Annotated in this window: 10 protein-coding genes; 4 read left to right on the top strand and 6 right to left on the bottom strand. The window is 62.2% G+C overall.

What is annotated here, in order from left to right; genetic code table 11:
* Positions 1 to 142: 142 nt before the first annotated feature.
* The 5 genes from hslU to ACLH0H_RS06970 all read right to left on the bottom strand — a co-directional run bounded on the left by hslU (position 143) and on the right by ACLH0H_RS06970 (position 7,157).
* Positions 143 to 1,480, bottom strand: coding sequence for an ATP-dependent protease ATPase subunit HslU (hslU, locus tag ACLH0H_RS06990; RefSeq protein WP_411381478.1), 1,338 nt, complete (start codon positions 1,478 to 1,480; stop codon positions 143 to 145).
* A 36-nt stretch (positions 1,481 to 1,516) separates the two neighbouring features.
* Positions 1,517 to 2,047 (bottom strand): ATP-dependent protease subunit HslV, encoded by a 531-nt coding sequence (gene hslV, locus ACLH0H_RS06985; RefSeq protein ID WP_003171209.1) that lies wholly within the window; start codon positions 2,045 to 2,047, stop codon positions 1,517 to 1,519.
* Between the two features lie 258 nt (positions 2,048 to 2,305).
* Positions 2,306 to 3,007, bottom strand: coding sequence for an SPOR domain-containing protein (locus ACLH0H_RS06980; RefSeq protein ID WP_411381477.1), 702 nt, complete (start codon positions 3,005 to 3,007; stop codon positions 2,306 to 2,308).
* A 1-nt stretch (position 3,008) separates the two neighbouring features.
* Positions 3,009 to 4,745: an arginine--tRNA ligase gene (gene argS, locus ACLH0H_RS06975; protein ID WP_411381476.1), complete on the bottom strand. Its 1,737-nt coding sequence runs from the start codon at positions 4,743 to 4,745 to the stop codon at positions 3,009 to 3,011.
* A 192-nt stretch (positions 4,746 to 4,937) separates the two neighbouring features.
* Complete coding sequence (locus ACLH0H_RS06970; protein ID WP_411381475.1) at positions 4,938 to 7,157, bottom strand: primosomal protein N'; 2,220 nt, start codon at positions 7,155 to 7,157, stop codon at positions 4,938 to 4,940.
* A gap of 363 nt (positions 7,158 to 7,520) precedes the next feature.
* Here ACLH0H_RS06970 and rpmE point away from each other — a divergent pair, with 363 nt between their 5' ends.
* The 3 genes from rpmE to ACLH0H_RS06955 all read left to right on the top strand — a co-directional run bounded on the left by rpmE (position 7,521) and on the right by ACLH0H_RS06955 (position 10,022).
* Complete coding sequence (rpmE, locus tag ACLH0H_RS06965; protein WP_049710411.1) at positions 7,521 to 7,751, top strand: 50S ribosomal protein L31; 231 nt, start codon at positions 7,521 to 7,523, stop codon at positions 7,749 to 7,751.
* A gap of 14 nt (positions 7,752 to 7,765) precedes the next feature.
* Positions 7,766 to 8,572 carry a thermonuclease family protein gene (locus ACLH0H_RS06960; RefSeq protein ID WP_411381474.1) on the top strand — a complete coding sequence of 269 codons (807 nt, stop codon included), beginning with the start codon at positions 7,766 to 7,768 and terminating at the stop codon, positions 8,570 to 8,572.
* 181 nt (positions 8,573 to 8,753) lie between these two features.
* Positions 8,754 to 10,022, top strand: coding sequence for a malic enzyme-like NAD(P)-binding protein (locus tag ACLH0H_RS06955; protein WP_049710409.1), 1,269 nt, complete (start codon positions 8,754 to 8,756; stop codon positions 10,020 to 10,022).
* A gap of 143 nt (positions 10,023 to 10,165) precedes the next feature.
* On the opposite strand, the gene ACLH0H_RS06950 is transcribed toward ACLH0H_RS06955, so the two are convergent.
* Positions 10,166 to 12,625, bottom strand: a complete 2,460-nt coding sequence (locus ACLH0H_RS06950) for a penicillin-binding protein 1A (RefSeq protein WP_411382380.1) — start codon at positions 12,623 to 12,625, stop codon at positions 10,166 to 10,168.
* Positions 12,626 to 12,676: 51 nt separating this feature from the next.
* Between ACLH0H_RS06950 and ACLH0H_RS06945 the strand changes: the two genes are divergently transcribed.
* Positions 12,677 to 12,823 (top strand): hypothetical protein, encoded by a 147-nt coding sequence (locus tag ACLH0H_RS06945; protein WP_411381473.1) that lies wholly within the window; start codon positions 12,677 to 12,679, stop codon positions 12,821 to 12,823.
* The last annotated feature ends 2 nt before the right edge of the window (positions 12,824 to 12,825 follow it).

Here is a 12,825-nt window from a genome sequence, read left to right as displayed (position 1 = left end):
TAATCCTGAAGAAACCGGCTCAAAAATGTGGGAGCGGGCTTGCTCGCGAAAGCGGAGTGTCAGTCAGTACATCTAGTACTGATACACCGATTTCGCGAGCAAGCCCGCTCCCACAGTAAAGCAAAGCGGTCCTGAGTGAGGCTTACAGGATATAACGAGACAAGTCTTCGTTCTGCGCCAATTCGCCCAGGTGGCTGTTGACGTACTCGGCATCGATCTTGATCGCTTCGCCATTCTGCGCACCGGCCATGTCGCCGGCGCTGAAGGACACTTCCTCAAGCAAACGCTCAAGCAAAGTGTGCAGGCGACGCGCACCGATGTTCTCGGTCTTCTCGTTGACCTGCCAGGCGATTTCCGCCAGGCGCTTGATGCCATCGGCCTGGAACTCGATCCCCAGGCCTTCGGTTTTCAGCAGCTCGCGGTACTGCTCGGTGAGCGACGCGTGCGGTTCGCTGAGAATGCGTTCGAAGTCGCCCGGGGTCAGTGCCTTGAGTTCCACGCGGATCGGCAGGCGGCCTTGCAGCTCGGGTACCAGGTCGCTTGGCTTGCTCAGGTGGAAGGCGCCGGAGGCAATAAACAGGATGTGGTCGGTCTTGACCATGCCCAGCTTGGTGTTCACGGTGCAGCCTTCGATCAGCGGCAGCAGGTCGCGCTGCACACCTTCGCGCGATACATCGACGCCGCCGGAATTGCCGCGCTTGGCCACTTTGTCGATTTCGTCGATAAACACGATCCCGTGTTGCTCGACCGCTTCGAGGGCCTTGGCCTTGAGCTCTTCCTCGTTGACCAGGCGTCCGGCTTCTTCATCGCGCACCAGTTTGAGCGCATCCTTGACCTTGAGCTTGCGGCTTTTCTTCTTGCCCTTGCCCATGTTGGCGAACAGGTTCTGCAACTGGTTGGTCATTTCTTCCATGCCAGGCGGCGCGGAGATGTCGACACCGGAGACTTCGGCGACTTCGATCTCGATTTCCTTGTCGTCCAGCTGGCCTTCACGCAGACGCTTGCGGAACAGCTGACGGGTATTGGAATCCGAAGACGGTGCGGCGTCTTCATTGAAGCCCATGCGTGCCGGTGGCAGCAAGGCATCGAGGATGCGCTCTTCGGCGGCATCTTCGGCGCGGTGGCTGACCTTGGTCACTTCCTGTTCGCGCAGCATTTTCAGGGCGGCGTCGGCCAGGTCGCGGATGATCGACTCGACGTCGCGGCCCACATAGCCCACTTCGGTGAACTTGGTGGCTTCAACCTTGATGAAAGGCGCATTGGCCAGTTTGGCCAGGCGACGGGCGATCTCGGTTTTACCCACGCCTGTCGGGCCAATCATCAGAATGTTCTTGGGCGTTACTTCAACGCGCAGTTCTTCGGGTAGCTGCATCCGGCGCCAGCGGTTACGCAGCGCGATGGCGACGGCGCGCTTGGCATCGTCCTGGCCGATGATATGGCGGTTGAGTTCATGGACGATTTCACGGGGAGTCATGGACATAGTGTTTGGCGGCCTCAAGCGGAATAAGCCTACGGCTTACTCGGCGAGGTCCTGCTCCTCAATGGTCTGGTTGTGGTTGGTGAACACGCAGATATCACCGGCGATGCCCAGGGCGGTCTCGACGATTTCGCGGGCCGACAGATCGGTTTTCTTCAGCAGTGCGCTGGCTGCCGCTTGGGCGTAGCCACCGCCGGAACCCATGGCAATCAGGCCATGTTCAGGCTCAACCACATCGCCGTTACCGGTGATGATCAGGGACGCATCTTTATTGGCGACGGCCAACATGGCTTCCAGGCGGCTGAGGGAGCGGTCGGTGCGCCATTCTTTGGCGAGTTCGACGGCGGCGCGCACCAAATGGCCCTGATGTTTCTCAAGCTGGCCTTCAAAACGCTCGAACAGGGTGAAGGCGTCGGCGGTAGCGCCGGCAAAGCCCGCGAGAACCTGGCCGTGGTACAGGCGACGCACTTTTTTGGCGTTGCCTTTCATCACGGTGTTGCCCAGGGAAACCTGGCCGTCGCCGCCCATGACAACTTTGCCGTGGCGACGTACTGAAACGATGGTGGTCAAGGGGAGAGTCTCCACGCAGCGGGGCGAAAATGCCCTGATGGAAACTGATATGGGGGTGGTGGGGGGGATTTCAACCGTAGGGCGTTGGGGCGGACGAGTGGTGTTTATATGTCGGACTCGATCTTCAGATCGATGAAAATCAAATGTGGGAGCGGGCTTGCTCGCGAAAGCGGTGTGTCAGTCGCCGGAAATAGTGACTGATCTACCGCATTCGCGAGCAAGCCCGCTCCCACATTTTGGACCGCTGCGTTTTCAGAATCAGCGGCTCTGGCGCTGTTGTAACAACAGGTTGCTAAAGCCCGCGCCAGCCAGTTGTTTCTGCGCCACGGTCAACTGTTCACGGTTGCTGAACGGCCCCACCAGCACACGGTACCAGGTCGCGTCCTTCACCGTGCCGGACTCCACCGTCACCGCCTGGCCCAGCAGTATGATCTGCGCGCGCACGCGATCGGCATCCGCCTGTTTCGGGAACGAGCCCGCTTGCAGGAAGAACTTGGTGACCGGCGCGGCCTTTGTCTCGGCAACCGGCGGTGCCGGCGGCGGCGTGATCCCGGCCAGCGCGGCCTGGGCGCGCGCCGTGTCGATTTTCGCCGCTTCCGCCGGGGTGACCGGGGTGGTCGGCACTTGCGGCGTCGGCAGGGTTTTCTCCGGCACGGCGTCGGGCGGCACGATCACTTCCGATTCCGGCAGCAGCGTGTAGAAGTCGTACTTGGGCTTCACGGGTGCGGTCGGGCTCGGCGCAGTCTTGTTGGCTTCGGCTATTTTCGTGGCCTTCTGCTGCTCCTGTTTGACGCGTTTGACGTCGTCGCCCTGGCCTGGGTCCAGCTTCATCAGGAACACGATAAACGCGCCGACGGTGAGGCCGATCGCCATCCACAGCCAGCCGGGGATCGGCTTCTTCGCCGGGGCCTGGTAGCGGCTGGCGCCGCGCTTGGGTGCAGGTTTTTTCTTGGCGGCCAACTTACATACGCTCCAGGGTTTCCAGGCCCAACAGTTCCAGGCCTTGCTTGAGGGTGCGTCCAGCCAGCGCGGCGAGGCGCAGGCGGCTTTGCTTCTGGGCTTCGTCGTCGGCGGTCAGGATCGGGCAGTTCTCGTAGAAACTGGAGAACAGCCCCGCGACTTCGTACAGGTAAGTGCACAGAATGTGCGGCGTGCCTTTGTCGCCGACGCTGTTCAGCACTTCGCCGAATTGCGCCAGTTTGGCGGCCAATTCCTGTTCGTGCGCCGCCTCCAGCACGATCCGGCCTTCGACTTCGCTGAAATCCTTGCCCAGCTTGCGGAACACACCGGCCACACGGGTGTAGGCGTACAGCAAGTACGGCGCGGTGTTGCCTTCGAAATTGAGCATCAGCTCGAAGTTGAAGCTGTAGTCGCTGGTGCGGTGCTTGGACAGGTCGGCGTATTTCACCGCGCCAATGCCCACCACGCGGGCGATGTTGCGCAGGTCGGCCTCGGCCAGCTCCGGGTTCTTTTCCTTCACCAGGGTGTAGGCACGTTCCTGGGCTTCGGTCAGCAGGTCGATCAGCTTCACGGTGCCGCCGTCGCGGGTCTTGAACGGACGGCCGTCGGCGCCGTTCATGGTGCCGAACCCCATGTGTTCCATGTGCATCGGGTGGGTGACGAAGCCCGCCTTGCGCGCCACCGCGAACACTTGCTGGAAGTGCAGGGCCTGGCGCTGGTCGACGAAGTACAGGGCGCGGTCGGCCTTGAGCGTGCCACTGCGATAACGGATGGCGGCCAGGTCGGTGGTGGCGTAGAGGTAGCCGCCATCGGCCTTGACGATAATCACCGGCAGCGGCTCGCCTTCGGCATTCTTGAATTCGTCGAGGAACACGCACTGCGCGCCGTTGCTCTCGACCAGCATGCCCGCGGCCTTCAGGTCGTTGACCACGTTGACCAGGTCATCGTTGTAGGCGCTTTCGCCCATCACGTCGGCCATGGTCAATTTGACGTTGAGCAGCTCGTAGATCTTCTGGCAGTGCGACAGCGAGATGTCCTTGAACTTGGTCCACAGCGCCAGGCATTCGGCATCACCGGCTTGCAGCTTGACCACCAGGCCACGGGCGCGGTCGGCGAATTCCGTGGATTCGTCAAAACGCTTCTTGGCCGCGCGGTAGAAATTTTCCAGGTCTGACAGTTCGTCGCTGGTGATCGGGTTTTCCTGCAGGTAGGCCATCAGCATGCCGAACTGGGTGCCCCAGTCGCCGACATGGTTCTGACGGATGACTTCATCACCCAGGAACTCCAGGACCCGCGCCACGCCGTCGCCGATGATGGTCGAGCGCAGGTGGCCGACGTGCATCTCCTTGGCCAGGTTAGGAGCCGACAGGTCGACCACGGTGCGCTGGGCCGGGCCGGCTTTGCGCGCGCCCACGTGAGCGTCGGCCAAGGCCGCGTCGAGCCGATTGGCCAGGGCCTGGGTGTTCTGGAAAAAGTTGATGAAGCCAGGGCCGGCGATTTCGGCCTTGGTGACACTCTCGTCGGCAGGTAGCGCGGCAATGATCTTCTCGGCCAGGTCGCGCGGCTTCATGCCGGCGGGCTTGGACAGCATCATCGCGATATTGCTGGCGAAGTCGCCGTGGGTCTTATCGCGGGTGTTCTCCACCTGGATCGCCGGCGACAGGCCTTCAGGCAACACACCTTCGTTGACGAGTTGGGTGATGGCTTGTTGGATCAGCTGGCGAATGGTGTCTTTCATGGTGTTCTCTTTCGACCGCAAGCGGCGGCGCGCGATGCGCAGGTGGAAAAACTGGGCATTATCCGTGGCGAGGGCGGGCTTGCCAACCGTTCAGAGTGAGTGGCGGACCTGCGGGCTCCAATCGCGGGCAAGCCCGCTCCCACATTTAACGGTATTCACATTTCAAAAATGGAAGCGCTGGCGATCCGTCGCTTAATACAAATCCACCGGGTCCACATCCAGCGACCATCGCACCTGCCGGCCGCCGGGCATTTGCTCCAGGGCAAGTAACCAGCTGCTTAATAGCCGATGCAGCGGCGCGCGGGAGGTGGCTTGCAAGAGCAGCTGGGCACGATAACGTCCGGCGCGGCGTTCCATGGGCGCGGGCACCGGGCCGAGCAGTTCGATGCCGGTCAGACCCAGTTCGCCGAGCAAACGTTCGGCGGCGCTGCACGCTTCATCCAGGAAACCTTCGGCCTGGCCCGGTTTGTGGGCTTCGGCGCGCAGCAGCGCCAAATGGGAAAACGGCGGCAGGCCGGCGGCGCGGCGTTCGCTCAGGGCCTGCTCGGCGAAGGCAAAGTAGCCTTGCTCTGTAAGCTGGATCAGCAGCGGGTGGTCGGCCAGGTGCGTCTGGATAATCACTCTGCCTGGCTCCTCGGCACGACCCGCGCGGCCGGCAACCTGCACGATCAACTGCGCCATGCGTTCGCTTGCGCGAAAGTCCCCGGAGAACAGCCCGCCGTCGGCATCCAGGATCGACACCAGGGTTACCCGTGGGAAGTGATGCCCTTTGGCGAGCATCTGCGTGCCGATCAAGATGCACGGCTGGCCTTTCTGGATGGTGGCGAACAACTGGTTCATCGCGTCCTTGCGCGAGGTGCTATCGCGGTCGACCCGTAGCACCGGGAAGTCCGGGAACAGAATGCCCAGGCGCTCTTCGGCCCGCTCGGTCCCTGCGCCGACCGGGCGCAGGTCGACCTTGCCGCACTGCGGGCAGTGCCGTGGTACGCGTTCCACATGGCCGCAGTGGTGGCAGCGCAGCTCGCCGTGGCGCTGATGCACGGTCATGCGCGCATCGCAGCGCTCGCACTCGGACATCCAGCCGCAGTCGTGGCACAGCAGGGTCGGCGCAAAGCCCCGGCGGTTGAGGAACACCAATACTTGCTGGCCGGCGGCCAGGGTTTGGCCGATGGCTTGCTGCATCGGGCCGGAAATACCGCTGTCCAGCGGCCGGCTTTTGACGTCCAGGCGCAGGAAGCGTGGCTGCTTGGCGCCGCCGGCGCGCTCGTTGAGGCGCAGCAGGCCGTAGCGGCCGGTGTAGGCGTTGTGCAAGCTCTCAAGGGACGGCGTGGCCGAGCCCAGCACTATCGGAATGTCTTCCTGGCGTGCGCGCACCAGCGCCAGGTCGCGGGCGTGGTAGCGCAGGCCTTCTTGCTGTTTATAGGACCCGTCGTGCTCCTCGTCGATGATGATCAGCCCGGGGTTTTTCATTGGCGTGAACAGCGCCGAGCGGGTGCCGATAATAATGTCGGCTTCGCCATCGCGCGCCGCCAGCCAGGATTCCAGGCGTTCACGGTCGTTGACCGCCGAGTGCACCAGCGCGATGCGCGCGTTGAAGCGTTGTTCGAAACGTGCCAGGGTTTGCGGGCCCAGGTTGATCTCGGGGATCAGCACCAGGGCCTGTTTGCCGGCCTGCAGGGTTTCGCGGATCAACTGCAAATAGACTTCGGTCTTGCCACTGCCGGTGACGCCGGCCAGCAGGAAGGCGTGGAAACTGTCGAAACCGGCGCGAATCGCTTCATACGCGGCGCGTTGTTCGGGGTTCAGCGGCAATTCCGGCTGGGCCAGCCAATGTTCGTGGCGCGGGTCGGGGGCGTGCTTGCGGATTTCCACCTGCACCAGGCCTTTGGCCAGCAGCAGGTCAAGGCTGTCTTTGCTCAGCATCAGCTTGCTCAAGAGCTGATGCGCCACGCCGTGCGGGTGTTGGGCCAGGGTTGCCAGGGCTTCACGCTGGCGCGGCGCACGGGCGATGCGTGGGTCATCGAGGCGCGCGCCGGGCACCGTCGACCAGAAGCGTTCCTGGCGCGCCTCGGCCAGCTCGCCCTGGCGCAACAGCACCGGCAGCGCCCAGCTCAAGGTGTCGCCCAGGCTGTGCTGATAATACTGCGCGGTCCACAGGCACAGCTTGAACAGTGCGGGCGGCAGCGGCGCGGTGGCATCGAGCATGGCCAGGGCGGGCTTGAGTTTGTCCGCGGGCACTTCGCTATGGTCGGCGACTTCCACCAGGATGCCGATCATTTCCCGGCGACCGAACGGCACGCGCACGCGCATGCCTGGCTGCAACTGCGCGCGCAGCACGCCAGCCGGGGCCCGGTAATCGAACAGGCGGCGCAGGGGCGAGGGCAGGGCTAGGCGCAAAATGGCGTCGGGCACACGAAGTCTCATCTATAAAGGCAGGCGGTGTTGCAGGGGCGCGAGCCTAGCAGACCGGCGGTGGGGGTGTCCTGTGTCTGGCATTGGAATCGGATTTTCAGATCACTGCAGTCCCCTTGTGGGAGCGGGCTTGCTCGCGAATGCGGTGGATCAGCTGCTACTTCCGGCGACTGACACACTGCATTCGCGAGCAAGCCCGCTCCCACAAGGGGGGTGTGGTAGTCGGGATTTTCTGATGAAAGGATGTCTTGGGCCATCCCCGCCGCTTGCGCGTTTAAAAAGGTCTGGTAGAATCCGCGGCCTAATTACGTGCGGTATTCGACAATAGTGTCGAGTGGCGGCACGCTAGCCCGAGGAAGTGCCATGAAAGCCGATATCCATCCAGCGTACGAAACCATCGAAGTCACCTGCAGCTGCGGTAACAAGTTCGAAACCCGTTCGAACCTGTGCAAGCCACTGGGTACTGACGTATGCAACGAGTGCCACCCGTTCTACACCGGTAAGCAGAAAACTCTGGACACCGGCGGCCGTGTACAGCGCTTCGCAGATCGCTTTGGTGCTTTCGGCAAGAAGCCTGCTACTCCAGCAGAGTAAGGCTCAAAAGCCTCATGGGCTTTTGCCAGCTGTTGAAAAAGGCGTCCCTTGCGGGCGCCTTTTTTGTGCCTGGGATTTGGCTGACGACCGCCTACGCCGAGGTATTTTGCCCGGCGCCGGCGTCTGTGGCCCGCGTCGAGGTTCAGCGCGTGGTGGATGGCGACACGCTGCGCCTCAAGGATGGCCGCAGCGTGCGGATGATCGGCCTCAACGCCCCGGAAACCGGCAAGCGAGGCCGTCCTGACGAGCCCTACGCCATCGCTGCCCGCCAGCGTTTGCAAGCGTTGGTGGAGGCCAATGACGGTCGCGTCGGCCTGGTGCAGGGGCGCGAGAGCAAGGACCGCTACGGCCGCACGCTGGCCCACCTCTACGCTGCCAACGGTGAGAACCTTGAAGCGCAACTGCTGGCCGAAGGCCTGGGCTATCAAGTGGGCGTTGCACCCAATGTCGACCTCGTCGTCTGCCAGCGGGCCGCTGAAAACAGCGCCCGGCAGGCGCGGTTGGGCCTCTGGCGGCAATCTGCGGTGCAGGACGTGGGGCAACTCAAGCAGTCCGGCTTCGCCCTGGTCAGCGGCCGCGTGAGCAAGATCGAACGCAACCGAGGTGGGGTCTGGATCCAATTGCAGGGCTCACTGGTATTGCGCATTGCGCCCGACCTTATCCGCCAATTCGACCCCGCACTGCTCAATGGTCTGCCCGGCAAGACGATCGAGGCGCGCGGCTGGGTGCAGGACCGTGCCCAGCGTGGCAGCCGGAAAAATGATCAGGCGCGCTGGTTGCTCCCATTGACCGACCCCAGCATGCTCAATTCGACTTTTTGATAAGAAATTGTAGACATTTTTTTAGTTGATTGTGAACAGTTGAGCCCTTGTATCCCGTGGCCTTAGACCAAAGTACGGCGCTTTGGGGCCTTGACACCCGTGACTGCCCAGTCTTGTGGGGACTTTACGACACGCGTATCCTCGGCGGTCCGTCGACCAACAGTAAAAGCGGAATGCCGATATGTCTGATTTGAAAACTGCCGCTCTCGAATATCATGCCCATCCTCGTCCAGGAAAGCTGAGTGTAGAGCTCACCAAGGCCACTGCCACCGCCCGCGACCTGTCGCTGGCCTACAGCCCTGGTGTTGCCGAGCCCGTCCGTGAAATCGCCCGCGACCCCGAACTGGCGTACAAGTACACCGGCAAAGGCAACCTGGTTGCAGTGATTTCCGATGGCACCGCGATTCTGGGCCTGGGTAACCTCGGCCCATTGGCTTCCAAGCCGGTCATGGAAGGTAAAGGCGTGCTGTTCAAGCGCTTCGCCGGCATCGACGTTTTTGACATCGAAGTCGACTCCGAAAGCCCGCAGGCCTTCATCGACACGGTCAAACGCATTTCCATCACCTTCGGTGGCATCAACCTGGAAGACATCAAGGCACCTGAGTGCTTCGAGATCGAAAAGGCCCTGATCGAACAGTGCGACATTCCGGTATTCCACGATGACCAGCATGGCACCGCGATCGTTACCGCGGCCGGCATGATCAACGCCCTGGAAATCGCCGGCAAGACCCTGGCTGACGCCAAGATCGTCTGCCTGGGCGCCGGTGCTGCGGCTATCTCCTGCATGAAGCTGATCGTGAGCATGGGCGCCAAGCTGGAAAACATCTACATGGTCGACAGCAAGGGCGTCATCCAGTCCGAGCGTACCGACCTGAACCAGTACAAGGCGATGTTTGCCCACCCGTCGTCCAAGCGCACCCTGGCTGATGCATTGGACGGTGCAGACGTATTCGTCGGCCTGTCCGGCCCGAATCTGCTGAGTGCCGAAGGCCTCAAGTCCATGGCTGCCAACCCGATCGTCTTCGCCTGCTCCAACCCGGACCCGGAGATCTCGCCGGAACTGGCGCACGCCACGCGCAACGACGTGATCATGGCCACTGGCCGTTCGGACTACCCGAACCAGGTCAACAACGTATTGGGCTTCCCGTTCATCTTCCGTGGCGCTCTGGACGTTCGCGCCAAGCGCATCAACGAAGAGATGAAAGTCGCTGCCGCCAACGCCTTGCGTGAACTGGCCAAGCTGCCGGTGCCACAGGACGTGTGCGACGCTTACGGTGGCGCCAAGCTGGAATTTGGTCGTGAGTACATCATTCCCAAGCCAATGGATAAGCGCCTCATCACTTTGATCTCTGATGCGGTGGCCAAAGCCGCCATCGAGACGGGCGTGGCGACCCTGCCGTATCCGAAGAACTACCCACTGCAAAGCGTGGATGATGTGTTCAACGGCTAAGCCTGCGTAGCGCACCAACAAAAAGCCCCGGCTCTCGCGAGTCGGGGCTTTTTGTTGTGTGGTGTTCGCCGATGGCCCTTGTAGTGAGCGGGCTTGTCGAATCGTCGCACCGCGACGATTCGACAAGCCCGCTCACTACAGGGTCAGAACAGATCGATCGGCGCCGCCTCATCCGCCGGCAGCGGACTGCCCGGCGCAACCCCATTGCCCAACTCGTTGACCGACGGCGGCGTGTCTTCGCTCTTGAACAGCTCGAAGTACGCATTCGGCGTGCTGGGCGATGCCGCGCGGCCACTGATTGGGTCGATGCGCAGGCTGAGGATACCTTCCGGCTCCGGTTGAGTGTGCAACGGCTTGTCCTTCAAGGCAGCGCCCATGTAGCTCATCCAGATCGGCAGTGCGACGGTGCCGCCGAACTCGCGGCGGCCCAGGCTTTCCGGCTGGTCGTAGCCGGTCCATACGGTTGTCACATAGTCGGCGTTGTAGCCGGAGAACCAGGCATCCTTGGATTCGTTGGTGGTACCGGTCTTGCCGGCGATATCCGCACGGCCAAGGGCCAGGGCGCGGCGTCCGGTGCCCTTCTTGATCACGTCTTCCAGGATGCTGTTGAGAATGTAGGTGGTACGGCCATCCACGATGCGCTCGGCCACGGCGGGTGCCTGTGGTTCGGTAGCGGCGGCGTTGGCGGCCGGCGCAGCGCCCGGGGTTGGCTCGATGGTGATACCGCCATTGCTCGGTGCCGCCAGGCCATCGGTTGCCGCCACGCCGTTGACCACGTCGCCCGGCACGCGTGGCGGGTTGGCGGTAAACAGGGTGTCGCCGTTGCGGCTTTCAATCTTGTCGATCAGGTACGGCGCGATCTTGTAGCCGCCGTTGGCAAAGGTGCTCCAGCCGGTGGCGATTTCCATCGGCGTGAGGGTCGCGGTGCCCAGCGCCAGGGACAGGTTTGGCGGCAGGTCCGATTTGGCAAAGCCAAAGCGCGTCATGTAATCGATGGTCTTGCCCACGCCCATCGCCTGCAGCAGGCGGATCGACACCAGGTTGCGCGACTTATAGAGCGCCTCGCGGATGCGGATCGGGCCGAGGAAGGTGTTGGTGTCGTTCTTCGGACGCCAGACCTTGTCCAGGTACTCGTCGACAAACACGATCGGTGCATCGTTGACCAGGCTGGCGGCGGTGTAGCCGTTATCCAGCGCGGCACTGTAGATGAACGGCTTGAAGCTCGAGCCGGGCTGGCGCTTGGCCTGGATGGCACGGTTGTAGTTGCTTTGCTCAAACGCGAAACCGCCGACCAGCGCGCGGATTGCACCGTTCTGCGGGTCCAGGGACACCAGCGCGCCCTGGGCCAGCGGTACCTGGCTGAACTTGAGGCTGTCATCCTTCTGGCGTTGCACGCGGATCAAGTCACCCACCTGCGCCACGTCCGCCGGCTGCTTGGGCATCGGGCCCATGCTGTTGGTGTTCAGGAAGGGGCGTGCCCATTTCATGCTGTCCCACGCCACATGGGCTTCGCCGGTGCGGGTCAGCACCTGCAGGCCATCTTTCTTCACCTGGGTAACGATGGCCGGCTCCAGGCCGCTGATCGTGCGTTGTTTTCCCAGCTCGGTGGTCCAGGCGCTCAGGGTCTTGCCCGGCAGGCGCGATTCAGGGCCGCGGTAGCCGTGGCGCTGGTCATAGGTGATCAGGCCGGAATGCACCGCTTCGTTGGCGATTTCCTGCAGGTCGCTGGGCACGGTGGTGGTGACACGAAAGCCCTCGGTGTAGGCCTCGCTGCCGTAGCGGCCGACCATCTCGGCGCGCGCCATTTCAGCAATGTAGGGGGCGTTCACTTCCGGCGTCGGCACGTGGTAGCTGGCGTTCAGCGGTTCGGCAACGGCGCTTTCGTAAGCGGCCTGGTCGATCTTGCCCAGCTTGTACATCCGCCCCAGGATCCAGTCGCGGCGTTCTTTACTGCGTGCCGGGTTGGCCAGCGGGTTGAAGCGTGAAGGGGCCTTGGGCAGGCCGGCAATCATGGCCATTTGCGCCAGGCTGGCGTCACGGATGGACTTGCCGTAGTAGACCTGTGACGCCGCTTCGATCCCGTAGGCGCGGTTGCCCAGGTAGATTTTGTTGACGTACAGCTCGAGGATTTCGTCTTTGGTCAGTTGGCGCTCGATCTGCAGTGCCAGGAGGATTTCGGTGGCCTTGCGTGAAAAACTGCGCTCGCTGGTGAGGAAGAAGTTCTTCGCCACTTGCATGGTGATGGTGCTGCCGCCGGACTGAATGTGTCCGCTTTTTACCAACTGCGTGGCCGCCCGCACCAGGCTGCTGGGGTCGACGCCATAGTGGTTGGCAAAATTATCGTCTTCCGCCGAAAGCAACGCACTGATGAAATTGGGTGGAATGTCGGCAAAACGGATCGGTGTGCGGCGCATTTCGCCGAACTCTGCGATCAGTTTTTCATCGCTGCTGTAGACCCGCAAAGGAATCTGCAACTGGATACTTCTAAGGGCCTCTACGGAGGGCAAACCCGGACTAAGGTAGAGGTAGGCCCCGCTGAACACGAGCAGCAGCCCGCAAACGATGGCGACAATGGAGTACCCGAAAAACTTCAGCAGACGAATCAAGGCTTTTGGATTTCCAGAGAAAAGAATGGGTTAGGCGTCGGGGCGTGCATGACAAACGATGGATCGACCCGAGCTGCAGATGAAAAGCGGGAAAAAACGCTGGGCATTAAAGCATTTTTCGACTTCGGGCGTCATGGGCGCCTGCTCAACAAGTCGACCGAATGCATGGCGCACAGCGGCAATCAGGCGGTATGACA

The sequence above is a fragment of the Pseudomonas sp. MPB26 genome, assembly GCF_046605355.1.
In the GTDB taxonomy this organism is placed as follows: Bacteria; Pseudomonadota; Gammaproteobacteria; order Pseudomonadales; family Pseudomonadaceae; genus Aquipseudomonas; species Aquipseudomonas cedrina.
Note: the sequence above shows the minus strand (reverse complement) of the source record. Positions and strands in the feature narration are given on the sequence as shown.

Bases quoted from the DNA above. Each gene is read 5' to 3' on its own strand.
- hslU (WP_411381478.1), bottom strand. From the start codon at position 1,480: ATGTCCATGACTCCCCGTGAAATCGTCCATGAACTCAACCGCCATATC.
- argS (WP_411381476.1), bottom strand. From the start codon at position 4,745: ATGAAAGACACCATTCGCCAGCTGATCCAACAAGCCATCACCCAACTC.
- rpmE (WP_049710411.1), top strand. From the start codon at position 7,521: ATGAAAGCCGATATCCATCCAGCGTACGAAACCATCGAAGTCACCTGC.
- ACLH0H_RS06960 (WP_411381474.1), top strand. From the start codon at position 7,766: ATGGGCTTTTGCCAGCTGTTGAAAAAGGCGTCCCTTGCGGGCGCCTTT.
- ACLH0H_RS06955 (WP_049710409.1), top strand. From the start codon at position 8,754: ATGTCTGATTTGAAAACTGCCGCTCTCGAATATCATGCCCATCCTCGT.
- ACLH0H_RS06945 (WP_411381473.1), top strand. From the start codon at position 12,677: ATGACAAACGATGGATCGACCCGAGCTGCAGATGAAAAGCGGGAAAAA.